Origin of the sequence: Sporosarcina sp. FSL K6-2383 (genome assembly GCF_038618305.1) — a bacterium.
Taxonomy (GTDB): domain Bacteria; phylum Bacillota; class Bacilli; order Bacillales_A; family Planococcaceae; genus Sporosarcina.
On record NZ_CP152017.1, the window covers coordinates 419,299 to 441,648 of the forward strand.

Annotated in this window: 24 protein-coding genes; 6 read left to right on the forward strand and 18 right to left on the reverse strand. The window is 40.6% G+C overall.

Annotated features, from left to right (window positions below):
• Positions 1-7: 7 nt before the first annotated feature.
• Both MKZ10_RS02260 and MKZ10_RS02265 read right to left on the reverse strand, forming a co-directional pair.
• Positions 8-328 (reverse strand): DUF4183 domain-containing protein, encoded by a 321-nt coding sequence (locus MKZ10_RS02260; protein WP_342507506.1) that lies wholly within the window; start codon positions 326-328, stop codon positions 8-10.
• Positions 329-416: 88 nt separating this feature from the next.
• Positions 417-677: a DUF4183 domain-containing protein gene (locus MKZ10_RS02265; RefSeq protein WP_342507508.1), complete on the reverse strand. Its 261-nt coding sequence runs from the start codon at positions 675-677 to the stop codon at positions 417-419.
• 321 nt (positions 678-998) lie between these two features.
• Between MKZ10_RS02265 and MKZ10_RS02270 the strand changes: the two genes are divergently transcribed.
• Positions 999-1,586, forward strand: coding sequence for a GNAT family N-acetyltransferase (locus tag MKZ10_RS02270; protein ID WP_342507509.1), 588 nt, complete (start codon positions 999-1,001; stop codon positions 1,584-1,586).
• 90 nt (positions 1,587-1,676) lie between these two features.
• On the opposite strand, the gene MKZ10_RS02275 is transcribed toward MKZ10_RS02270, so the two are convergent.
• The 7 genes from MKZ10_RS02275 to MKZ10_RS02305 form a co-directional block, all read right to left on the reverse strand.
• Positions 1,677-2,324, reverse strand: a complete 648-nt coding sequence (locus MKZ10_RS02275) for a response regulator transcription factor (RefSeq protein ID WP_342507510.1) — start codon at positions 2,322-2,324, stop codon at positions 1,677-1,679.
• 12 nt (positions 2,325-2,336) lie between these two features.
• Positions 2,337-3,452 carry a GAF domain-containing sensor histidine kinase gene (locus tag MKZ10_RS02280; RefSeq protein ID WP_342507512.1) on the reverse strand — a complete coding sequence of 372 codons (1,116 nt, stop codon included), beginning with the start codon at positions 3,450-3,452 and terminating at the stop codon, positions 2,337-2,339.
• A 179-nt stretch (positions 3,453-3,631) separates the two neighbouring features.
• Positions 3,632-4,123 carry a methylated-DNA--[protein]-cysteine S-methyltransferase gene (locus MKZ10_RS02285; RefSeq protein ID WP_342507514.1) on the reverse strand — a complete coding sequence of 164 codons (492 nt, stop codon included), beginning with the start codon at positions 4,121-4,123 and terminating at the stop codon, positions 3,632-3,634.
• Positions 4,116-5,024, reverse strand: coding sequence for a DNA-3-methyladenine glycosylase (locus tag MKZ10_RS02290; protein ID WP_342507517.1), 909 nt, complete (start codon positions 5,022-5,024; stop codon positions 4,116-4,118). Before MKZ10_RS02290 ends, MKZ10_RS02285 begins: the two co-directional genes overlap by 8 nt.
• Positions 5,021-5,596, reverse strand: a complete 576-nt coding sequence (locus tag MKZ10_RS02295; RefSeq protein ID WP_342507519.1) for an Ada metal-binding domain-containing protein — start codon at positions 5,594-5,596, stop codon at positions 5,021-5,023. The genes MKZ10_RS02290 and MKZ10_RS02295 overlap by 4 nt, the downstream gene beginning before the upstream one ends.
• Positions 5,597-5,877: 281 nt before the next feature.
• Positions 5,878-6,258 carry a VOC family protein gene (locus tag MKZ10_RS02300; protein WP_342507521.1) on the reverse strand — a complete coding sequence of 127 codons (381 nt, stop codon included), beginning with the start codon at positions 6,256-6,258 and terminating at the stop codon, positions 5,878-5,880.
• A gap of 391 nt (positions 6,259-6,649) precedes the next feature.
• A complete protein-coding gene (locus MKZ10_RS02305; RefSeq protein WP_342507523.1) occupies positions 6,650-8,194 on the reverse strand; it encodes a malate:quinone oxidoreductase in 1,545 nt (514 codons plus the stop codon).
• 289 nt (positions 8,195-8,483) lie between these two features.
• Between MKZ10_RS02305 and MKZ10_RS02310 the strand changes: the two genes are divergently transcribed.
• The 4 genes from MKZ10_RS02310 to MKZ10_RS02325 are packed head-to-tail and all read left to right on the forward strand — an operon-like array spanning position 8,484 to position 12,409.
• Positions 8,484-9,530 carry an iron-siderophore ABC transporter substrate-binding protein gene (locus MKZ10_RS02310; RefSeq protein WP_342507524.1) on the forward strand — a complete coding sequence of 349 codons (1,047 nt, stop codon included), beginning with the start codon at positions 8,484-8,486 and terminating at the stop codon, positions 9,528-9,530.
• Between the two features lies 1 nt (position 9,531).
• Positions 9,532-10,566, forward strand: a complete 1,035-nt coding sequence (locus MKZ10_RS02315) for an iron ABC transporter permease (protein ID WP_342507526.1) — start codon at positions 9,532-9,534, stop codon at positions 10,564-10,566.
• Positions 10,563-11,594: an iron chelate uptake ABC transporter family permease subunit gene (locus MKZ10_RS02320; RefSeq protein WP_342507528.1), complete on the forward strand. Its 1,032-nt coding sequence runs from the start codon at positions 10,563-10,565 to the stop codon at positions 11,592-11,594. Before MKZ10_RS02315 ends, MKZ10_RS02320 begins: the two co-directional genes overlap by 4 nt.
• Complete coding sequence (locus MKZ10_RS02325; protein ID WP_342507530.1) at positions 11,594-12,409, forward strand: ABC transporter ATP-binding protein; 816 nt, start codon at positions 11,594-11,596, stop codon at positions 12,407-12,409. The genes MKZ10_RS02320 and MKZ10_RS02325 overlap by 1 nt, the downstream gene beginning before the upstream one ends.
• Positions 12,410-12,666: 257 nt before the next feature.
• On the opposite strand, the gene MKZ10_RS02330 is transcribed toward MKZ10_RS02325, so the two are convergent.
• Entirely contained in the window at positions 12,667-13,254 is a 588-nt protein-coding gene (locus MKZ10_RS02330; RefSeq protein WP_342507532.1) for a Crp/Fnr family transcriptional regulator, read from the reverse strand.
• A 100-nt stretch (positions 13,255-13,354) separates the two neighbouring features.
• Here MKZ10_RS02330 and MKZ10_RS02335 point away from each other — a divergent pair, with 100 nt between their 5' ends.
• Positions 13,355-14,092 (forward strand): SDR family NAD(P)-dependent oxidoreductase, encoded by a 738-nt coding sequence (locus MKZ10_RS02335; protein ID WP_342507534.1) that lies wholly within the window; start codon positions 13,355-13,357, stop codon positions 14,090-14,092.
• A gap of 104 nt (positions 14,093-14,196) precedes the next feature.
• Here MKZ10_RS02335 and rlmH read toward each other — a convergent pair whose 3' ends face one another.
• The 8 genes from rlmH to yycF all read right to left on the reverse strand — a co-directional run bounded on the left by rlmH (position 14,197) and on the right by yycF (position 22,044).
• A complete protein-coding gene (gene rlmH / locus MKZ10_RS02340) occupies positions 14,197-14,676 on the reverse strand; it encodes a 23S rRNA (pseudouridine(1915)-N(3))-methyltransferase RlmH (RefSeq protein ID WP_342507536.1) in 480 nt (159 codons plus the stop codon).
• A gap of 90 nt (positions 14,677-14,766) precedes the next feature.
• Positions 14,767-14,931, reverse strand: coding sequence for a CxxH/CxxC protein (locus MKZ10_RS02345; RefSeq protein WP_342509975.1), 165 nt, complete (start codon positions 14,929-14,931; stop codon positions 14,767-14,769).
• Between the two features lie 193 nt (positions 14,932-15,124).
• The gene (locus tag MKZ10_RS02350) at positions 15,125-16,360 is read right to left on the reverse strand and encodes a trypsin-like peptidase domain-containing protein (RefSeq protein WP_342507538.1); all 1,236 of its coding nucleotides are present in this window, start codon (positions 16,358-16,360) and stop codon (positions 15,125-15,127) included.
• A 231-nt stretch (positions 16,361-16,591) separates the two neighbouring features.
• The gene (locus MKZ10_RS02355; RefSeq protein WP_342507540.1) at positions 16,592-17,380 is read right to left on the reverse strand and encodes an MBL fold metallo-hydrolase; all 789 of its coding nucleotides are present in this window, start codon (positions 17,378-17,380) and stop codon (positions 16,592-16,594) included.
• A 12-nt stretch (positions 17,381-17,392) separates the two neighbouring features.
• Positions 17,393-18,202, reverse strand: coding sequence for a two-component system regulatory protein YycI (yycI, locus tag MKZ10_RS02360; RefSeq protein WP_342507542.1), 810 nt, complete (start codon positions 18,200-18,202; stop codon positions 17,393-17,395).
• Positions 18,189-19,514 carry a two-component system activity regulator YycH gene (gene yycH, locus MKZ10_RS02365; RefSeq protein ID WP_342507544.1) on the reverse strand — a complete coding sequence of 442 codons (1,326 nt, stop codon included), beginning with the start codon at positions 19,512-19,514 and terminating at the stop codon, positions 18,189-18,191. The genes yycI and yycH overlap by 14 nt, the downstream gene beginning before the upstream one ends.
• Positions 19,505-21,328 (reverse strand): cell wall metabolism sensor histidine kinase WalK, encoded by a 1,824-nt coding sequence (gene walK / locus MKZ10_RS02370; RefSeq protein ID WP_342507546.1) that lies wholly within the window; start codon positions 21,326-21,328, stop codon positions 19,505-19,507. The genes yycH and walK overlap by 10 nt, the downstream gene beginning before the upstream one ends.
• A 5-nt stretch (positions 21,329-21,333) precedes the next feature.
• Complete coding sequence (gene yycF / locus MKZ10_RS02375; RefSeq protein WP_342507548.1) at positions 21,334-22,044, reverse strand: response regulator YycF; 711 nt, start codon at positions 22,042-22,044, stop codon at positions 21,334-21,336.
• Between the last annotated feature and the right edge of the window lie 306 nt (positions 22,045-22,350).

Genomic DNA, 22,350 nt, shown 5'->3' on the forward strand with positions numbered 1-22,350 from the left:
CCTTTAGTTACACTAGCGTCACTAATTCAACAGCTTCTATTACCAAAGGAGTCCCGGCAGAAAGGTTGCCAATAACCGTATTAAAGGTCAATTCAGTTGCAGAAATTGTATACGAATCGCCCTCTTGTAGCACACCGTTAATATAGAAATTATAGTAACCATTCGTAACGACTGGAAAAGCAGTTGCAGCAGTACCGCTGTCATCCAAAAAGGTTGTTGCAGCAACAGTAGTAGCATCGGCAACAACTAAAGGTGCTGCCAACACATTAAAAAACCTTGTCGAAGTACCTGAAACATTCACGTGAATATTAATTAAGGAAAGCGCCATTTGATTCACCTCCTTTCATTTACACTATAGTAAATGAAAAGTTGCGCTGAAGTGACAGGGCTGTCCATATAAAAAAACTCAACCAACTTTATAAACTCCGTTCAGCTGAGAACGTCAACAACTCAAGAATAATAGGAGTACCTCTATAAATGGTTGCATTTGCTGGGCTAATCGTTAAGGAGTTCGTGTCCACGCTATACATTCCTCCTTCTTGGATAACTGCGTTGATGAATAGATCAGCGTACCCATTTGGACTGAAGCTCATAAATTCTATTGTTGAACTTCCATCATCGTTATAAAATAGAGTTGCAGGAAGCGTGGCTCCATTCGCCAAATTAATGTTAGCCATTGCAACATAAAAATATCTTTTTACAGTGGGTATGATACTAATCTCAGAGGTATTTATGGGTCGGGTTATCGGGGGAACTCCAATGCAAGTAGAGCTAACTTTTATTGTTGGCCAGCATGCAGTTCTATTTCCACAGCTTTTAATCACATTCATTTTCACTACATCTCTTTGCTTTTTACAGTTCTCCATAGTATTATCACCCCCTAACCATACTATATGATAATAATTGGTTAGTTGATTAGCCGTTTTCCCTGCTTGACATATGTTTATGCGCAAACACGGTACCTTACCAAATATAAAGAAACAAAGGAGTGAATTATCATGGAAACTATTCAATTAATCGGAGAGGCTATACTGTTACGACCCATGACAAAGGATGATGTTGAGGGCATATACGCAAGCTGCCAGGACGAACGCATTTGGACGCATATGTCGCAGACGTTGCAAACGAAAGAGGACGTGCGAGCCTATGTTGACCAGGCATTAGTGAATCAAGAGGCAGGAACGGAATATCCTTTTGTTATCATCCTTCTTGCAACTAATCAAATTGTCGGCTCAACCCGTTTTTTTGATATTGCCACTGCCCATAAACGCCTGGAACTCGGCCATACCTGGCTACATCCATCTGTTTGGCGTACAAACGTCAATACAGAATGCAAATATTTACTGCTAACTTACTGCTTTGAGCAGCTACAATTGCAACGTGTACAAATTAAAACAGGCCATGAAAATACCCAATCACAAAAAGCCATAGAACGTATTGGGGCTACAAAAGAAGGAGTTTTGCGCAATCATATGATTCGGCCGAATGGAGAGGTGCGACATACGGTTATGTATAGTGTTGTGCAAGAGGAATGGTTGGAAGTGAAGCAGCATATTGAGAGATTGATGGAGGTGTATAAGAAATAAATTTGTACGCGTTAGATTGTCGACAAAGGTGAGCACCTTCTATCTGTGTCTCACCTTCTGATCAATTACGCCTAGGCGTAATTTATTCCTTTAGTCATCACTCGATTCGGTTAAACCATGTTTTACTGCGTAGAGCGCAGCTTGTGTTCGATCTTGAACGAGTAATTTTGAGAACATATTAGAAATATGCGTTTTTACGGTTTTTTCCGTAACAAGTAATGACGATGCAATTTCACGATTACTTTTTCCTTTTGTCAACTCTACTAAAACTTCCTTTTCGCGCCGTGTCAATGGGTTGTAGATATGCGGTAGCGTTTCCTTTGGTTCTCTCATCTTCATTAGATGTGTTGTTGCATGCGGATGAAGTGTATTTTCTCCCCGCATGATTTTTCGTATACATGAAACGAGCTCGTCTGGCTCAATATCCTTTAACTGATACCCAGCCGCTCCCGCTTCAATAGCTGGAATGACGTGATCTCGATCAGAAAAACTGGTTAACATGAGCACCTCAACTTGCGGGTAATCCTTTTTGATGTGCCTAGTTGCTTGAATACCGTCCATGACAGGCATCATCAAATCCATGAGCACAATATCAGGTTGCAGTTCGCCCGTTAATTCAATCGCTTCTTTCCCATTTTCGGCTTCACCAATCACCTGGATGTCTTTCTGCGTTTTCAAGAAAAAAAGTAAGCCTCTTCGAACGACATGATGATCATCTACAATGAGTACTTTTATCATTCCGTTCACCTCTTAATAGGGTATACGGACTAATATCTCCGTCCCTCTTCCAATTTCACTATCCCATTCAACTGAACCGCCTGCAGTCTTTGCACGATCTTTCATGCTTTGTAAGCCTATTGAGGGAAGCCGAATTCCATGATCTATTAAAAATCCTTGACCATCGTCCTTAATGACAAGTAAAACATCGGTTTTCGTTACATTCAAAAACATTTCCACGACATTGACCCCTGCATGCTTTCGAATATTATTTAATGCCTCTTGTGAGATGCGAAATAAAGTTTCTTCAACACCTGAAGGTACATTAAGGACTCCAGATACGCGCGAATTCACGGACAGTCCTAACATTTCCGCATAGCCTTTTATCGCTTCAAGCAACCCACTTTCTAGACCACTTGGACGAAGCTGCCATATTAATGCCCTCATCTCATTTAATGCTTCCTGCGACAAGTACTGTATTTCCTTAAATGTCTCTTTTATATCAATTTGATTTGTCATCTCTGACCCGCCCCTTGCAGTCAAAGTTACTGAAAATAACAGTTGGTTCACAGAATCGTGCAGATCTCTTGCCAAGCGATTCCGCTCCTGTAAAAGCGCGAGCTTCTGCTCCTGTTTCGTCAACATGATCCGTTTAATCGATGAGCCTATCTGGAAGGCAAGTGACTCGAGTAAAGCGAGTTCCCCCTCAGAATAAGTGACTGTGCTCGGGGAAGCGACATTCAATAACCCAAACCGTTCCTGCCCCGATTGCAGTGGTACCGTTGCATGATGTGTAATTCCACCATTATCGCCTAGCTTTGTAGCAATCGCATTCTCAATCCGCTGACATTCAATAATATTCGATGCCTTTTCTAATTCCCCATTTTGGTATCTCGACACACACCAACAGCCACCCTTTTTCAAATGGTTGCATCCGTTTTGCGCTAGCGCTTCAGGGAGATTTTCACTAACAATCAGCTGCTGTTTACCTTTGTCATCAATAAAAAATATCCAACCCGTTCGAAAGTTAGTGCCTTTTAAAAACTTACTTAGGGCACCGGACAGCATCGCCTCTATTTCAGTTTCTTCATTTATAAACTCTGCAATTTCCTTTAATAGTCTGACGTTCAAAAGTTCTGTTGGGTGCATATAAACACCTCCATCCTATTTGTCATTGTATAGTATCTACTATGATACCATTCAGTGAGAATCCACACGTTCCCCTACTTTCAGCACAAGTACATCGATCGAATCTTAATGTGCATACAAAAACGGAGTACCTTGTCTTGTGGGCACCCCATTTTTCTATGTTGTTCATTATTGAACATTTATAACTGCTTCTTCTGCAAGTTCTTTTTAAAAGTCTTCTCATGCTCGAGGAGCCATTCCTTCCTCCACAAGCCGCCCGCATAACCCGTTAACTTTCCGTCTGCACCGATAATTCGATGACAAGGAATGACGATACTTAATTTATTTTTACCATTGGCAGTTCCTACTGCTCTGACGGCTTTTTCATTGTTAATGGAAACAGCAATATCCTTATAAGACCCTGTATTAGCATAAGAAATTGTTGTCAAAGCATTCCACACCGTTTTTTGAAATTCAGTACCCTCGAAGTGATAGGGGAATGTAAATACATGACGCTTCCCTTTAAAATATTCATCCAGTTGATTAAAGCATTCTACTACAGCGTCGGTGGTCTCATCACTTATTACATTGATAATTTCGTCTCGTTCAACGAATAAGATTGAACTAACTGCTTCCTTTGACCCCACTATTTCTATTATGCCGATTGGCGATTTGTAATCTAATTTATGCATATAAAGACCTCCAGAGATAAAAGGTAGCATACGCCTGCCAACCTTTCCAATTAATCGCAACTTCTTTCATTTCTTCAATTGTTGGTTTTCGCTCAAGTCCTAATTGTAGCTTTAACGCATTTTGAAGACCGACATCTGCTATTGGAAAGGCAGACGGATTGTGTAAGCATTTCATCATCACATAATCTGCCGTCCATGCGCCTACTCCTCGTACTGCCATTAGAGATTTTTGCACTTGCTGATTCGTTTGCTCCTGTAGCAACATTTCTTTTGTTAATTGACCAGCCTCCATCATTTTAGCTACTCCAATCACATATTCAGCCTTTCTAACAGTAAATTGTAATATTCTTAGTTCCTCTACCTCTAGTATGGCTATTCTTTCATACGTTGGGTATAGCCAAAAAGTATCACCTTCAAAAGTAAGACATTCTCCGAAGCTTTCGACAAAGCGTTTTTTTAATTTGTAGGCAAATGTTAAATTGATTTGTTGCCCCATGATTGCCCATGTCAATGCTTCGAATAAATCTGGGATACCCATCATCCGTAACCCATAATATTTCTTGTAAACCTGCTGCAATACCTTATCTTGGTTGGCTACTTTATAAAAACAGCTCAAGTCTTGATCCAAATCAAACCATTCCCATATATATGCCGCTACTTGTTCATGGACGTCTTTAGACGATGAAACAATTGGGAATTCAACATGAATGACTTGTTGAACGAATCCTATTTTACAAAGAATTAGTTCTTGATTGACTTTAATTAATTTATACAATAAACCATCTTTAATTTGATGGAGCACTTCTTCGTTGGACCTGCCCAAGAATACTAAGCATTCTTCAAAATTGAACTCCTTTGGTGGGTGTATCTCAATATACGACCCATGATTGCCCCATCTCATACTCGTGACTCCTTTGCGGCAAAAATACGATATTCACTAGGTGAACAATTTTTCAAACGGCGAAATACCTTATAAAAGTTTGAAGGACTCTGGAACCCTACTTCATAGCAGATCTCTAAATTCGATCGATTCGTGCTAGAAAGGAGATACGCTGCTTTATCGATTCTTATTTTTTCTAAATATGCACGTGGCGTTTCCAATGTTTCCTGTTTAAACAATCTTTCAAGGTAAAAAGGGCTTACCCCGACATGATCCGCAATATCCTGTAATACCAACTTTTGTTTATAGTGATTGATTAAAAAGGAGATGACGGTTCTAGCTAGTTCCGTATGCGGTGAATGCTCAACTTCCGGTTGACACCTTTTACAAGCACGAAAACCTGCTTGTTCAACTTTGTGGATGTCATAGTAGAAATCCACATTTATTTTTTTAGGCTTTCTAGATCTACAGGATGGTCGACAGTATATTTTTGTTGTTTTCACTGCCGTAAAAAATAGCCCATCATACTTTTGATCGCAAGCCATAATTTTATCCCACATTTCATCAAAAGAAAGATTGAGTCTATCCTTCATTGAATTCTCCGCCCTTTCTAAGTCAACCCTTATACAGCAATGAGGTATCTTTTGATTCTATTAATTGTGAAGCATTGCTTTCCAAAAAGGAAATCATTTTATCCGAAAATGCATTTCCTTCCAAGGTTTAGAACTGCTACCGAAGCTTGTTACATCTATTTTAACAAGAATCCTGTATCGATTTCGTCCTCATTCTTGCGCTTATGGTCTACAAAGAAAAAGTGCCAGATACTCAACGATTAACAGTCCAATGAGTATCTAGCACTTTTATTTGATTACATTCATTTTTTCTCCAAAACCGCAAAGTAATTTCCTTCATTATCCGCAAAGTTAAATACTCTTCCAGAAGGCATCGTGACTAGCTCTCCGACCGTAACCTGCTTGTCCGAAAGATCCTTGTATAGCTCATCCAAATTATCCGAGAATAGGAGTAAAGAAGGCGTTTGAAGATTTAACTCAGGCTGCATTTTAGCAATAAGCTCTTTATTGTGAAGAATAATCGTTGTTTCTGCGTCCTTCGTTGGCGCAATTTCAATCCATCTCATGCCTTGACCATTATCCTCTTCTGAAATGACGCTAAATCCTACTGTCTCTGTCCAAAACTTTACTGTTTCGTCCTGGTTATTAACATATAGCATAATTTGACCAACTTTTGAAATCATCTTATTCTCTCCCTGTCTGTTGTTTATTGTGATTTCTCCTTGCAATTTCAAAAAGCATTCACCGATATACTGTTACAAGTAACGATTCATACTGAAGATGTAAATTCCCTTTTTGACTAAAACATCTATTCTATTTTAACAGGTTTCCTTCCAAAGTACCCTATATCCTTCTTCATTTTACAACTTTCTTGCAATCTGACCGCTATGATTTATAACAAAAAATCATCCCCATCCTCGGAAACATTGTTCAACACTTCGTCGGGATCTACACAGCCATTCCGGCTTGTATCGTATAAAAAAGTTTTGTGTTTTTAAATAATTATCTGTACTAAAAAAGTTCCAGATACTCAAACGGTTCAACATCCGATGAGTATCTGGAACTTTTATTTACTTAAACTTCCTCATTCAACTCTTCTGTTTCTAGCTCCAATGAACTACTAGACTCCGGTAAGCTGTCACTTAACCCAAGTACCTGCGCTGTTGAAGTATGAACTTCATGCAGAAGCTCTGGGTTGTCCTCTAATGACAGTCCATAGGAAGGAACCATTTCTTTCAATTTCGGCTCCCACTCTTCCATATGTTGCGGGAAGCATTTCTTAATGACTTCAAACATTACGTGAACAGCAGTAGATGCTCCTGGGGAAGCACCTAGCAGCGCTGCGATTGAACCATCCTCCGCAGTAATCACTTCCGTACCAAATTGTAGCGTTCCTTTACCACCAGCTTCCGTGTCCTTAATCACTTGCACACGTTGACCTGCGACTACAAAATCCCACTCATCTATTTTGGCATTCGGAATAAAATCTCGTAACTCTTTCATACGCTGTTCTTTCGATAACAGTACTTGCTGGATAAGATACTTTGTCAAAGACATTTCTTTTGCGCCAGCGGATAACATCGTCAGCACATTATCCGGTTTAACAGAAGTGATTAAATCGAGCATAGAGCCCGTTTTTAAAAACTTCGGTGAGAAGCCTGCAAATGGACCAAATAGCAATGATTTCTTATTATTGATAAATCGTGTATCTAGATGCGGAACAGACATTGGTGGAGCGCCTACAGCAGCTTTTCCATACACTTTTGCATGATGCTGCTCGACCACTTCCGGGTTATTACACACCATGAATATGCCACTTACTGGGAAACCACCGATATGCTTCCCTTCAGGAATACCGGATTTTTGCAATAGATGCAGACTTCCACCACCGCCGCCGATAAAGACAAATTTTGCCGTATGGCGCTCAATCGCACCGCTATCGACATTCTTCACTTTTACTTCCCATAGGCCATCTTCCGTTCGTTTCATACCGGCAACACTATGTTTGTAATGAATATCAACATTTTTAGCTTTTAGGTGATCAAATAACATGCGCGTTAAAGCACCAAAATTGACATCTGTTCCAGAGTCGATTTTGGTTGCTGCAATCGCATCATTCGATGGACGACCTTGCATAATAAGTGGAATCCATTCCTTCAGTTTTTCTACGTTATCGGAAAACTCCATCCCCTCGAACAGAGGATTTTTAGACATCGCTTCAAAACGTTTCTTTAAAAACGCTATATTTTGTTCTCCTTGCACCATACTCATATGTGGTAACGCCGTAATAAATTCTTGGGGATTGCTAATTAGCTTTTGGTTTACAAGGTAAGACCAAAACTGCATGGAAACCTGAAACTGTTCATTAATATTTATAGCTTTGCTAATATCTACAGATCCGTCTGGTTTTTCACTTGTATAGTTAAGCTCACATAATGCTGCATGTCCTGTTCCCGCGTTATTCCACTCGTTAGAGCTTTCTTCTCCCGCACTCGAGAGCTTTTCAAATACTTTAATGTTCCATTCAGGCACTAATTCCTTCAGCATTGTCCCTAAAGTAGCGCTCATGATTCCGGCACCAATTAAGATAACATCTGTTTTCTTTTCGCTGTTGCTCATTTTTATCATCCTTATACTCTAAGATTTGCAGAAAGAATATAGAAGCGCCTGATCGGGCATCACATATCTTCTGTCTCAATTATAACAGTCACAAAACGTAATACAATTTTCTTTAGATAATACCTATTATATAGTAGTTTTCATCTATTTGAAAGATGGTTAAAAAAAGCAAACCCACCCACAAGACTTCACAGATACACAATCTCCTAAAATTTTCATTGACAAGCAAGAATGAAATAGATATCATTGACAATGATAATCATTATCAGTTAAAAGGAGAGCTTAATTAATGAAAACCAAACGAAAAATCTCACTCAGCATTTTATTTATTTCAGCTATGTTACTGCTATTTGCTTGTTCAGCTGATAAATCTACTTCCACTTCTACTGGAGTAGCAGATACAAAAAAAGAAGAGACAACTTCCAAATACCCGTTAGTCATCAAGCACGCTTTAGGTGAAACTGTAATTGAAAAGAAACCTGAACGCGTTGCTACGATTTCATGGGCAAACCATGATGTTGCTCTTGCTCTCGGGGTTGCACCTGTAGGCTTTTCAGCAGCGAATTACGGTATTCAGGATGACGGCGGACTATTACCTTGGACAGCAGACAAGCTTAAGGAACTTGGTGTGGATAACCCTACTATTTTCCAGGATACAGACGGACTTGATTTTGAGGCCATTTCAGATGTAAACCCAGATGTAATTCTTGCAGCATACTCAGGTATTACGCAAGAAGAATATGACACATTAAGTGAAATCGCTCCAGTTGTTGCCTACCAAACGAGCCCTTGGTTAGCTTCATGGCGTGAACAAATTACATTCAATTCAATGGGTATGGGAATGGAAGTGGAAGGTAAACAACTGATTGCCGATACGGAGAAATTAATTCAAGATAAAGCGAATGAATACCCTGCTATAAAAGGGAAAAAAGCTGCGTTTGTTAGCGTAACAGCGACAGATTTATCGAAATTTTATATTTACACACCAACAGATCCACGTGGTGAGTTCCTTACTGAGTTAGGAATGGAATATCCTGAAAGTATAACGAGTCAAATTACTGATCCAAATAGTTTCTATTTAGAATTAAGTGCTGAAAATGCAGATATACTGAACGAAGTCGATCTTTTCATATCATACGGAGATGACAATACATTAAATGCACTACAAGCTGATCCAATTCTCGGAAAAATTCCAGCAGTTCAAAGAGGATCTGTTGTAATTATTGGAGATAACACGCCACTTGCAGCGGCTGGGACTCCAAATCCACTTGCAATTGAATATTCAATTGATGAATACTTAAATTTACTTTCAGAAGCTGCTAACAAGGTAAAATAAAATGATCCATACATCCGTTTCAGTAAATAAGCAGTTGCTTATTCCGAAAAATTTTATAAGAGTCCTTGTACTCTCCATTATTTTACTCGGTATATGTGTACTGGCTTCCCTTGCCTTTGGCTCACGTACAGTTGGGTGGGATGAACTAATGGCTGGTTTATTTCATCCTGATGTACAGTCCCATGGAGCAAATGTTGTACGCCAAAGAATTGCTAGAACTGTATTTTGTTTAATGTGTGGTGCCGCATTAGGAGTTTCCGGGGCACTTATGCAATCGGTCACGCGTAATCCCATTGCAGATCCCAGCATATTAGGTGTAAACACAGGGGCTTCTCTCTTTGTCATTTGTGGAATTTCCTTTTTAAATATCAGTACTGCTAGTCAATATATTTGGCTTGCACTAGCGGGAGCAACCATAACTGCCATTTTTGTATTCGGAATTGGTTCTATGGGGGGTGGCGGTGCCACACCCCTTAAACTTGTTTTAGCGGGTGCTGCTACAAGTGCAGCATTATCATCTCTCGTAATTGCAATTATGATTCCCCGCTCAAACGTTATGGATCAATTTAGATTTTGGCAGGTAGGAAGTGTTGGGTCAGGAAACTGGAGTACTATCTCTACTTTGCTTCCTTTTCTTCTTGTTGGAATACTAATAGCACTATTCTCGGCTTCAGCACTGAATGCATTAGCATTAGGCGATGAAGTTGCTAAAGGTTTAGGTGTACGAACTGGCACACTTAGACTCATTGCCGCTTTTGGTGGTGTTCTATTATGTGGTGCAGCAACAGCGCTGGCGGGCCCTATTGGCTTTATTGGTTTATTGGCCACCCACGTAATACGACTCGTCATTGGGCCTGATTTACGATATGTTATCCCGATGGCAGCCCTTTCAGGTGCCATTATTTTAACGATATCAGATGTATGCGGTAGGCTTATCGGCAGTCCAGGTGAGCTTGAAGTTGGTGTAGTGACGGCATTTATTGGGGCTCCTATTTTAATCTTACTAACTATGAAAACGAAGATGCGTGCATTATGATAAATGACTCTATGAATCTTATACTAGTTGGCAGAACAAAGAGACGTCGGCGTTTTATACTCGTGACTTCCTTACTTGCAATCATTGCTTTCGCACTTTGCTGCGCTATGCTCATGCTAGGGAATACGATTTATCCCGTTCAGGATGTCGTACATGTCCTGCTGGGTGAACAAGTAAAAGGCGCATCGTTTGCAGTGGGGACAATCCGTTTTCCACGAATGATTGCAGGTGTTTTTGCCGGATTCGCTTTCGGAGTTGCCGGTACAGTATTCCAGACAATGTTACGAAACCCTTTGGCAAACCCCAATGTCATCGGAATTACCGCTGGTTCAAGTGCAGCCGCTGTTTTTTGCATCATTGTTCTACATGCCAGCAATATGGTTGTTTCCATTGCTTCTGTTGTTGGTGGACTTGCTACAGTAATTGTTATTTTTTTACTATCAAAAGGGACTTCTTTTTCAATAGGTAGATTAATACTAATTGGAATTGGAATCCAAGCAATATTGAACGCCGTCATTTCCTATTTATTGCTTATTGGTCAGACGAATGATATTCCCTCTGCAATAAGATGGCTAAGTGGTAGTCTAAATGGAGCTAAAATGGAGAATCTTTTCCCTTTGATTGTAACAGTTCTAATCTTTACACCTGTTATTATCTTACTCGGGAAACAATTAGATATGTTGGAGCTCGGAGAGCAGGCTGCCACTTCACTTGGAATTAATACGGATAAGACAAGACTTGTACTTATTATTAGTTCTGTACTTATCATTGCGTTAGCTACCGCTACAACAGGACCCATTGCATTTGTCGCATTCCTTGCTGGACCTATCGCAAAAAGATTAGTGGGCGTGGGCTTTTCAACTATTATTCCATCAGGTCTTGTTGGCATCGTTTTAGTCTTAGCATCAGATCTTATTGGACAATTTGCATTCGTCGCTAGATACCCGGTAGGCGTAATCACAGGCATTCTAGGGGCTCCCTACTTGATCTACTTGTTAATCCGAATGAATCGAAAGGGAGATTTATAATGAAACCGGCACATACTTTTCAAGCTGAACAAGTCATTTCGGGCTATGATAATAAAACCATTGTCCACGGCGTAAACCTTTTAATCCCAAGCAATAAAATCAGTGTCATTATTGGCGCAAACGGCTGCGGAAAGTCTACACTTCTTAAAACATTGGCAAGACTTATCAAACCGACATCTGGAAAAATTACACTGGATGGAAAACCGCTCAGTAAAATCCCGCCGAAACAATTGGCGCAGGTTTTAGGGCTTCTGCCGCAATCCCCCATTGTTCCAGAAGGAATATCGGTTTCGGATTTGGTTGGACGAGGCAGGTACCCTCACCAATCCCTGTTCTCCGGTTGGACAAAAAAGGATTATGAAGCTGTTGCCGAAGCAATGGACATTATGAACATTACCGAATTTGCAAACCAGAACATTGACGAGCTATCCGGCGGACAAAGACAGCGCGTCTGGATTGCAATGGCGTTGGCGCAGCAAACCGATATTTTATTTCTTGATGAACCGACAACTTTTTTAGATATTACGTATCAAATTGAAATTCTTGACCTGCTAACTGACCTTAACCGAAAACGCGGAACAACAATCGTAATGGTCCTCCATGATATCAACTTGGCCGCACGTTACGCAGACCATATTTTTGCCCTTCGTCAAGGAAAGCTGGTTGCAGAAGGCGAACCTTCAAAGGTCATTACAAGTGAATTGATTAAAGATGTTTTCGGGCTTCGTTGCTCTGTGATAAAAGATCACATTTCGGGCTCTCCTTCTGTGGTACCAATAGGAAGATATCATGTTAATAGTGAACATATTCTTTAATTAACAGAGACTAACACTCCCGCTCAGTAATTTTCTACAGAAAGCCCTTCTCCTTGTAGGAGAAGGGCTTTCTGCAACTATGCGCAGTTTAATGACAAAATTCCTTGAGTTCCGCCGGCATGTGTACCTCAACACGATAAAACTTTCCTAATTGGGTGCCTATTAAGATCGCTTCTTTATCACCATAATCGAAAGCGATAGTTGGCAGACCACTTTATTGGGGAACTCGTTTCAAATAGATGTATTTCATCTCATTCTCAGCCGTCAAATATCCCAGAGGAACCCCTAATTCGGCTTAGTGATACAGGGCTGATCCCCAGATACGAAGCAATGTGATATTGAGGTATTCTCTTGTCCAATCCGGGATATTCCTGAAGAAAAATCTGATAACGTTCTTCTGCCGAGTGAACCATTAGCTGGCGCTCTTTGAGTTCTTTCTTGACATACAGTCCTTCGGCAAGCTTCCTCCCCAACGTTTCCCAACATCGATTTCGTTCATACAAATTCTCAAAAGTCTGCTTGGTAAAGCTCGCAATCTTGGAGTTTTTCAGGGCTTGAATGGAATAAAAAGAAGGAATGTCCAGAACAATCGAGCTGTATGAAGTGAAAAACACATTCTTTGTAAAAAAGTTCTTATTAAACTCCGCTCCATCCTGGGATGTATGATACATTCGAAAAACGCCGTCGACGCAGTAATATAGATGATTACAAACGTCCCCTTCCCGAAGCACATGCTGTCCTTTTTCTATGTCTTTCCACTTCAACTGCTGTTCAAAATAAATATACTCCTCCACCGGAATATCAGTGATTTGCTTTAAAGAATCATACAACGAACTGCGATACATGCTCAATGCACCTCTTTTAAATCTATTAACATAGGTTAATGATTTGGATTAGTTCTTTTATTATGATTAGTTTATCACAAAGTAAAGAAGGCGGTTATAAATGGATCTTAGAGGTGTTAAAGTACTGATAACAGGAGGAACTTCTGGCATAGGTCTGGCCACTGTTGAAGCCCTATTACGAGAGGAAGCAAGCGTTATTGTCGTCGCCAGGGATAAGAATAAGTTAGCTGCGTTGAACAATAAACACGATCTTGCGGGGATCTATTCTTGCGATCTTGCCAATTCGAAGGCTTTAATAACACTTGGCGAACAGCTTGTAAATGATCATCCAGACCTGCAAGTATTGATCAATAACGCAGGTATTCAGAATAATATACAGTTTGATTCAGACGAGTCTACTACCCATAAGATTGAATATGAAATGCAAGCAAACTTTTTAGCGCCGCTACTTCTCATTCGCACCTTATTACCGGTACTTAAAAAGCAGCAAGAGGCTGCAATCTTGAATGTGACTACAGGACTTGCTCTTGTTCCAAAGACAAATTCCGCCGTTTATTGTGGGACAAAAGGTGGATTGAGGATTTTTACACAAGCGCTAAGAAATCAATTAGCCGAATCAAATGTCCGTATCATTGAGATTCTTCCGCCAGTTGTGGAAACCCCGATGACCGTGGGAAGAGGTAGTAATAAACTGCACCCTGACAAGGTAGCAGCCGCAATATTAAGCTCCATTAAAGGTCGGGCAAATGAAGTTTACGTATCCAAGACCAAACTGCTCTATTGGCTTGCTCGAGTATCACCCGCAATAGCCCGGAATATGATGAGGAGACTCGGATGACTGTATAATTGAAGGAAACCCTACTTGATAAGACCATATTTGAACGTCCACCACTTTCACGATGTTTAGAAGTGGTGGATTCCTGAGAACAAGAAAATTCGCCGTTACTTATGGTACGGTGCACCCTTCATAATCCTAAAAGCCCGATACACCTGCTCCAGCAAAATCAGTTTCATCATCTGGTGTGGAAAAGTCATTTTTGAGAATGACAACAGTTCATCTGCTCGTTTCAGCACACTATCATGCAAGCCAAGCGATCCGCCAATGATAAACACCAACTTACTGCGACCATAAGTCATTAACGACTCAATGCCCGCTGCTAGCTCCTCTGAAGTTTTCATTTTTCCTTCAATCGCCAGTGCAATAACATAAGCATCCGCCCCGACTTTCGCTAGAATCCGATCGGCTTCCTTTTTCTTCACGATTTCCATATCCGCATCACTTAATGATTCCGGCGCTTTTTCATCTGCTACTTCGACCAACTCGATTTTTGCATAAGCCCCAAGTCGTTTTGAAAACTCTTCAATGCCCATTTTCAAATACTTTTCTTTTAGTTTTCCTACAGTCACAATTGTAATATTCACAGGTTATCCACCTTTACATTCTATTTACAAACAAACTACCCACAATACTTATGCACATACCCACAGCAGTTATCTACATCTTGTGTCCGATTATTTGTTCGCCACAACATATAATGCAGCCTCTTCACAGTAAGCACAGCTTGTGGATAACTTTATTTCATCCGATAGTAATTCCATAATCGGAAATTTTCCTTCCCCAGCTACAAAAACATCAAGTGCGTGATTTATATGGGTTTCACAGCTATAAATCGTCATATTCATCCCTGCTTTCTTCTTTTTTATTGTTCACAAAGTTATTCACAAATATTTAGATTTATCCACAAAGAGCAAATATATTAAAAAGAAGGTAGAATAGCCATCAGCTAGCTACTCTACCCACTGTGGATAAGGTTTCTTTGTAAATTGTGTGTAAATGTCCTCCGAGATCTAACCCGAATTGTACTAATGCTTAGAACGAGTTACCATCCTTTAAAACCATTTCAAGCTCAAGTAACTTGCCTTCTCTGTAGACTTTCATTTTCATCGTATCGCCTACTTCCTTCGCATTATACAGATGTTTACGCAAGCTGACCATATCTTCAATTTTTTCGCCATCCATTTCAACGATGACATCATATTTCTGAACTCCCGCATATTGTGCTGGTGAATTAGCAATGACGTCCGTAATGACAACCCCATCTGTCACGTCCCCTGGTACTGCCAGCAGCCCGCGCTGCTGCTGTTCCGGAATACTTCTAAGGTCGATGAGTGAAACCCCCATTGTGGGTCTATTCACAGTCCCAGTCGTTTCAAGATGATCAATAATCGGAATCGCAAGGTTAATCGGAATCGCTAAGCCAATTCCCTCAACTGTTGCTTCTGATATTTTCATTGAATTAATACCGATCAGCTGGCCAGTCATATTGATAAGTGCCCCACCAGAGTTCCCAGGATTAATAGCCGCATCGGTTTGAAGTACATCTGCGTACCAATCAATCGCACCGTTTTCATCAAAATCAATTGGGATTGAACGGTCTTTACCAGATACTACACCCACAGTTACTGATCCCGAGAAGCCAAGTCCTAGTGGGTTACCAATAGCAATCACCGTTTCACCACGCTTTAGCACGTCCGAATCCCCAAACGTAGCCACTGTCTTCACATTTACAGCATCAATTTCAATAACAGCTAAATCAGTCCACATATCACTACCAACAAGCTTCCCCGCCGTCTTCGTGCCATCATCAAATGTAATTTCAAGCTCTTGTGCGCCTTCTACAACATGATGATTTGTAATAATATACGCTTTACCATCTTGTTTCTTATAAATAACACCTGAGCCTGTACCCGCTTCCCTTGACGTTTCCGTTGTTGACCAAAAGTCACGGACAGTTTGTAAATTCGTCACACCAACAACCGAATCAATGACTTCATCAATAATTTCAGTTAAGTCATTTGTCACTTCAACTGAAATTTGTTCCGTCTGTTTTACGTCTGTAGTCGGTTCAACTTGAGCTTCCTTCGGTTCATCCGTTAAATTTGTCATAAGCAACCAAACACCAAGACCACCAATGACAGCACCAAACAAACTTGGGAAAAAGCCAGCCTTTCGCTTCGGTGGTGGAGCGGGTGGCTTATATTCTGACCTCATTTCATATTCCGATTTAGACTCTTCCTGATTAGAAGGCCGATTATATTCATCCATATGCCTCTCCCTTTCTAATGTCCTCAAGTTAACTTTACCCTATTTTGCCGATTTCAAAAATAATGATCACACAAAAGAAAAAACCTCACCCGAAGGCAAGGTTTTATTCCATACTGTCTAGCTCCAGGCACCAGCCGCTCGGGTCATAAGCAAGCCAGCTATGCGGCAAAGAGCGCCACGTCTCTGGCTTGACTTATGCCTGTCGCGTCTATCAGGCGCCTTCCGCTTTTCCTATACTGTTACAAGCTCCGTTGGCTGATCAGCATCTGTGTCGTACAAATGGACATATTCACCTGTCCGAATCCCACATGTCTCCAGCGTCTGTGTCACACTCATTCTAGCAAGGTCTTTCATATTATTATCCTTACTTAAATGCGATAAGTAAATACGCGTATCCTTCTGTTCCACAACCTCACTCATAGCGACCGCCGCATCTTCATTAGACACATGCCCCACATCACTGAGGATTCTTCGCTTCACAGACCACGGATAACGTCCCATCTGCAACATACTGACATCATGATTACTTTCAAACACAAAGGAGTCTGCTCCGCGGATAAGACCCTTCATTCGATCGCTCACATAACCTGTATCCGTAATGACTACAAGCTTACGTCCATTTTCATGAAAAATATAAAACATTGGATCCGCCGCGTCATGCGACACACCAAATGATTGAACGTCGAGTGAACCAAATGACTTGACCGTTTCCATATTGAATTGAAAACGCTGGTCCAAAGGAATATTCCCGACAAGCCCGTCCATCGCCTGCCAAGTCTTGGCATTCGCATAAATCGGAATCCCATACTTTCGGGCAACAACACCAATACCCTTAATATGATCACTATGCTCATGCGTAACAAAAATCCCATCCACCTGCTTCATGGAGCGATCAATGCCGGCTACTAAACTATCCATTTTCTTCGCGCTAAAACCCGCATCAACAAGAAAAGTATGTTCATCATTCTCTATATAGATCGCATTGCCACTACTACCGCTTGCGAGCACACTAAAACGCATTACAAAAACCTCTCATTCATGTTCATCGTCCACTACTTCTTGGAACTCTATAATCTTACCTTCTACTGCATGGATGAAGTGATCTTCAATTGTACCATCCTTTAATTCTACATGAACATGCCATGTCGGAGCAAACACTTGCGTTTCCGTCAATTGAACAAGTGTTGAATAACCGAGCTTCATACTTTTCACTTTTGAATCTTGGTTCAAATGACCACGTGAAGACAATGATCCAAGTGCTTCAATAGGTGAAAGAAGATCTTTTTTGTTATTAAAACTAACAAATTCACCAAACATACGCTGGTCATAATTCGTTACTCTACCTTCTTCATCCCAATGAATCACTAGCATAGCATCCGGACTGAAATAGATTGGATGATTGTCTACCTTCTGAAAGAACAAGGCATGTCTTTCCTCCTCATTAACCTCCCAAAGTACATAATCTAATCCATTCAACACATACTTCATCAGGAATTCAGTAAAATCATAATCTCCTTTGCCACTCCGTACACTAATCGGTGTTTCCATTTTAGATTGCAAATAGGTGTTATTCACAACCTCGGCTGTTTGATTTTCCAGTTTCTTTATCTGTTCGCTTGTGAATGTCACAATTTTTGCAGACACATAGGAAGAATCCTTTGTCACTAATGGCAGATCGGTAAATGTTATATTATCGAGTCTAAGTGATTCCTCAATCGATGTTTTCCCTAACACTTGTACACTTTCCGTCTCCATCACGCGATCCAAATAAAGATAGTACAGAAAAATATTCAAAATCGAAAAAACAATAATAAAAATCGTTTTAGTTTTATTCCAATCCAATTAGTTCACCCCCTAATAACTCAGGTGAAAAGCGTATCCAATTCCCTTTCGATAAATAAAACCAAGAAGGCTCCATGATAAACAGACGACGCTCACTATCATGTTGCATAAAATAACCAAGCGTGAGCTCTTCAATCGCTTTAAAATCAATCGTATCTGATTGCTTCAGCATCTCTGCAATATCAACGCCTGAAGGCAGGAACTCGACATCTATTTCAGGGAACGGCAAATCCAATGTATAATACGGTCTACTATAGCTTAAAATTCGATTATTTCCCCATACTTCTGTCATCTCAGTAGAAGTTACATCTCCATAGACGGGTAGTCCATGTAAAAACAATTGAAACTTAACGTAACGGGATATCGGATTCATCGACATATACCTATATTCATCTGTCCAACCGCCGTGTTCATTCACAAAGTCAATTGTGTTGGTCAATAGTTCCGAAGGAATCGCAAGCTCATGGCTTTCAGTAGCTGGCACAACGTATTTCAACATTTTCTTCTCAGTGTCAATATTCATCAACGCATGGTCATCTTGGAATTCCTCTTTGTTCAATCCCGACTGACTGCGACGAACAGCATTTGGGTCGCTAAAAAGTGCATCGCGGAAACGAGATGGGTTAATCTCCCGTTGATAGTACATATTCCGAATTGTTTCAACAGGTTCTGCGGATAGTCCAATGAATGGCGAGTCGTCTGCGTTAACATCGGCATACGCGCCAAGCTCTTTCCCCCATGTTAAAATTAAACGTTGAAATCCATGATAGTCATTGACCTTTGCGCGATATAGTACTTTATCCGCTCTGCTCACAAAGCTAATATTCATAGGCACGCCAGACGGATTCCAATCGACAACCAGTCGATCGAAGGACATTTCCGGTACACCCAATTTAAGCCCCTCCATCGACAATACATTATTATAAACAGGCAGGGGAACTTCTCCATGAAAATACAATGTAAATTGATTAGGCTTCCTCATAAGAACATCCAGTTTCTCTGCATTAAACTGATTATCCACGAGCTTGAGTTCAGATAATCCCCATTTCTTTAATTCATTCACAATATAGTCGATATCCGTTGGGCTAAGTGTTCCAGTCAGTTTTTCTTCAAAATTGAAAATGAGCTTATATGGTTTAATAATCTCATCTATAGACATTCTTTTCGCAATGGAAATATCGACAGTCGGCAATTCTTCAGATGTTTCGTAACTTGGGGTGTACGTCCAAATGGAAAACGTAAAGACAATACTTAACGCGACGAGTAAGAGCAGAATGATTGATTTAATTAGTTCAATATATTTCAATCCCACTCACCATCCTCTTGAAGTTCGAAAGGTAGCGTGAAGAAAATCGTTGTCCCCTTGCCTTCCTCACTTTCCGCCCATATATCCCCTCCGTGCGCAATCACCATCTCGCGTGCAATCGCCAGACCTAAACCTGTACCGCCCATAGCACGTGATCTTGCACGATCTGCTCGATAAAACCTGTCAAAAATCCGCTTAACATTCGCTTGTGGGATACCCATTCCATCATCTGAAATCATCACCTTTATAAAGTGATCCTCCATCGTAACACCAAAACGAATATCGCCACCATCTGGTGAATATTTCAACGCATTTGAAATAATATTATCAATGACCTGCGTCATTTTATCCGTATCAATTTCAACAAATAATTCCGTTGTCGGTAGAAGTCGCTTGAAATGACCATCATGTGATTTTAAAAATTCAAAGCGATCAATAATCGAGTTGAAAAAATGATTGAATTCTACCCACTCACTGTTCAAATCATAATTCCGACTATCCATCCTTGACAGCTTTAACAAATCATTGACGAGTCGAATCATGCGCTCTGTTTCCGTTTGTGTGACGTGAAGAAAGGATGGTGCAATCTCCTCGTTCTTCCACGCGCCATCAGCGAGCGCCTCCAAATAACTCCGCATCGTCGTAAGTGGTGTGCGTAATTCATGGGAGACGTTTGAAACGAACTCGCGTCTTTCCATATCAATTTTCTCTTGTTCTGTATTGTCGTGTAAAACAACAATAAGACCATTCACAAAGCCTGTCTCCCTTTGCGTGATAGAAAAATTAGCTCGTAAAATATACGGCTGCTGCTCTGTACTGAAATCAAGTACAATGGAATCCTTTATTTGAATCAAATCTTCAAATGCATACTCCTGCTCTAGCCCGAGTATGCTAGATATCGGTCGATTTAACACACTATCACGCGTCATCTTGAGCATGACAAGAGCCGCATCATTAATAAGACTGACCCGCCCTTTTCGATCCGTTGCAATAACACCGTCTGTCATGTTTTCAAGAACAGAGGCCAGCTTTCGACGTTCACTTTCTGTCGTTGACTGGGACTCCTGAAGCTGGTTGGTCAAATGGTTAAAGGCAATTGCCAGCTGACCCAGCTCATCGTTCCCATATACATGTACTTTTCGTGAAAAGTTCCCTTTCGCCATCGCCTGTGCCTGACGTCGCATATCTGATATCGGTCTCGTCATCGTCTGTGCGATAAAAATCCCGATGATAATGGTAATCGACAAAGATACTGCCGTACCGACCGCAAGTATTTCATTAATCTCATCAATTTGTTTAAATACTTTTTCAATATTCGATTCAAGATAAAGCGTCCCAATCACTTCACTCCCAACCATTATCGGCTTGGCATGAACCAATATGCGATTTCTTGTTTTCTGATCGAGACGAATACTTTCATCAGCTAATTCAGAAGTGATGGTTTTTTTCACAAGACTATCCATCGAACGCTGCCCTACCATTGCCTGATTATCGAAGACTGAGCTTGCTAAAATTTTGTAGCGTGAATTAATGACTCTAATTTCATTAATATCTTCTGATGTAAAGCCCAAAAGAACAGTTCGAAGGCTCTGTTCGGGTGTTGGATCGTCCGCAGATCGTTCTTTCATCATTTCCTCACGCACGCTGAATTCAATTAAATTCATCCGATCTTCAATCGAAGTTGTAAAGTTTGTTTTTAATGTCAGCTCAAGCTTACTTGCAAAATAAATCCCAATAATTTGCATCGCAAGTAAGATGAGCATCACATAAATAAGTACAAATTTAACGTGAATGGAGCGAAAAAAGCTAACCTTCTGCATTGTGATTACTCCTGTTCCGGATCCCGTAAATAATAACCTACACCACGTCTTGTCACAATCCATGTCGGGTGACTTGGCGTATCCTCAATCTTTTCACGTAAACGACGAATCGTTACATCGACCGTTCGAACATCTCCAAAATAGTCATAGCCCCATACCGTCTGCAAGAGATGCTCACGCGTCATCACTTGCCCAATATGCTTCGCAAGATAATGTAATAATTCAAACTCCCGGTGCGTTAGTTCAATCGTTTCATCTCTTTTTTGTACAAGATAAGCATCCGGCTGGATGATTAAGTGACCGACTGTAATATTATTCGTCGTCTCTTCTTGTTCCTCAGATACCGACTTCATATGTCGACGTAAATTGGCTTTAACTCGTGCTATGAGCTCACGCGTACCAAAAGGCTTTGTTACATAATCATCAGCACCAAGCTCTAAACCAAGTACCTTATCAATTTCAGAGTCCTTAGCTGTTAACATAATAATTGGGAAGTCATATTTTTTCCGAATTTCTCGGCATACTTCCATTCCATCCCTTTTTGGCAGCATAATATCGAGAAGCATGAGGTCCGGCTTCACTTCCTCTGCCTTTTCAAGTGCTTCTTCACCATCATAAGCACAGAAAACTGTAAATCCCTCTTTTTTTAAATTAAATTCTAGAATATCTGCAATCGGTTTTTCATCATCAACGATTAGAATTGTTTTATCTTGCATATTATCTCTCCTCACCCTTTTAGGTTCGCAATTCATTTCCTTTTACTCTATCATTATTCCATTTGATTCGCACGCCCTACTTTAGTGTTCACGTAAGATATTCCCCGGGAAATATCTGCTATTTCATTCAGAATCAATCGCGCCTCGGCGTGATTGCGTCCAGATTTTGAATTGAGCTTGCTCAATTCAAAATCTGTGACATCCGCCGGAGGCTTTATCTTCATTCAGCGGGAGTCTGGATACCCACTGAACAGGGATACAAAACAGCATTCATCTCTCCACCTAGGGAGGTGGGAGTCTTCTGCT

What these genes read in the sequence shown, in the direction of transcription:
- MKZ10_RS02330 (WP_342507532.1), bottom strand. Translation starts at nt 13,254, where the DNA reads ATGTATCGCAGTTCGTTGTATGATTCTTTAAAGCAAATCACTGATATT.
- MKZ10_RS02275 (WP_342507510.1), bottom strand. Translation starts at nt 2,324, where the DNA reads ATGATAAAAGTACTCATTGTAGATGATCATCATGTCGTTCGAAGAGGC.
- MKZ10_RS02310 (WP_342507524.1), top strand. Translation starts at nt 8,484, where the DNA reads ATGAAAACCAAACGAAAAATCTCACTCAGCATTTTATTTATTTCAGCT.
- MKZ10_RS02325 (WP_342507530.1), top strand. Translation starts at nt 11,594, where the DNA reads ATGAAACCGGCACATACTTTTCAAGCTGAACAAGTCATTTCGGGCTAT.
- MKZ10_RS02290 (WP_342507517.1), bottom strand. Translation starts at nt 5,024, where the DNA reads ATGAGATGGGGCAATCATGGGTCGTATATTGAGATACACCCACCAAAG.
- MKZ10_RS02265 (WP_342507508.1), bottom strand. Translation starts at nt 677, where the DNA reads ATGGCTAACATTAATTTGGCGAATGGAGCCACGCTTCCTGCAACTCTA.
- MKZ10_RS02315 (WP_342507526.1), top strand. Translation starts at nt 9,532, where the DNA reads ATGATCCATACATCCGTTTCAGTAAATAAGCAGTTGCTTATTCCGAAA.
- MKZ10_RS02300 (WP_342507521.1), bottom strand. Translation starts at nt 6,258, where the DNA reads ATGATTTCAAAAGTTGGTCAAATTATGCTATATGTTAATAACCAGGAC.
- MKZ10_RS02320 (WP_342507528.1), top strand. Translation starts at nt 10,563, where the DNA reads ATGATAAATGACTCTATGAATCTTATACTAGTTGGCAGAACAAAGAGA.
- walK (WP_342507546.1), bottom strand. Translation starts at nt 21,328, where the DNA reads ATGCAGAAGGTTAGCTTTTTTCGCTCCATTCACGTTAAATTTGTACTT.
- MKZ10_RS02305 (WP_342507523.1), bottom strand. Translation starts at nt 8,194, where the DNA reads ATGAGCAACAGCGAAAAGAAAACAGATGTTATCTTAATTGGTGCCGGA.
- yycF (WP_342507548.1), bottom strand. Translation starts at nt 22,044, where the DNA reads ATGCAAGATAAAACAATTCTAATCGTTGATGATGAAAAACCGATTGCA.
- MKZ10_RS02335 (WP_342507534.1), top strand. Translation starts at nt 13,355, where the DNA reads ATGGATCTTAGAGGTGTTAAAGTACTGATAACAGGAGGAACTTCTGGC.
- MKZ10_RS02355 (WP_342507540.1), bottom strand. Translation starts at nt 17,380, where the DNA reads ATGCGTTTTAGTGTGCTCGCAAGCGGTAGTAGTGGCAATGCGATCTAT.
- MKZ10_RS02260 (WP_342507506.1), bottom strand. Translation starts at nt 328, where the DNA reads ATGGCGCTTTCCTTAATTAATATTCACGTGAATGTTTCAGGTACTTCG.
- MKZ10_RS02285 (WP_342507514.1), bottom strand. Translation starts at nt 4,123, where the DNA reads ATGCATAAATTAGATTACAAATCGCCAATCGGCATAATAGAAATAGTG.
- MKZ10_RS02295 (WP_342507519.1), bottom strand. Translation starts at nt 5,596, where the DNA reads ATGAAGGATAGACTCAATCTTTCTTTTGATGAAATGTGGGATAAAATT.
- MKZ10_RS02270 (WP_342507509.1), top strand. Translation starts at nt 999, where the DNA reads ATGGAAACTATTCAATTAATCGGAGAGGCTATACTGTTACGACCCATG.
- MKZ10_RS02280 (WP_342507512.1), bottom strand. Translation starts at nt 3,452, where the DNA reads ATGCACCCAACAGAACTTTTGAACGTCAGACTATTAAAGGAAATTGCA.
- MKZ10_RS02350 (WP_342507538.1), bottom strand. Translation starts at nt 16,360, where the DNA reads ATGGATGAATATAATCGGCCTTCTAATCAGGAAGAGTCTAAATCGGAA.
- MKZ10_RS02345 (WP_342509975.1), bottom strand. Translation starts at nt 14,931, where the DNA reads ATGACGATTTATAGCTGTGAAACCCATATAAATCACGCACTTGATGTT.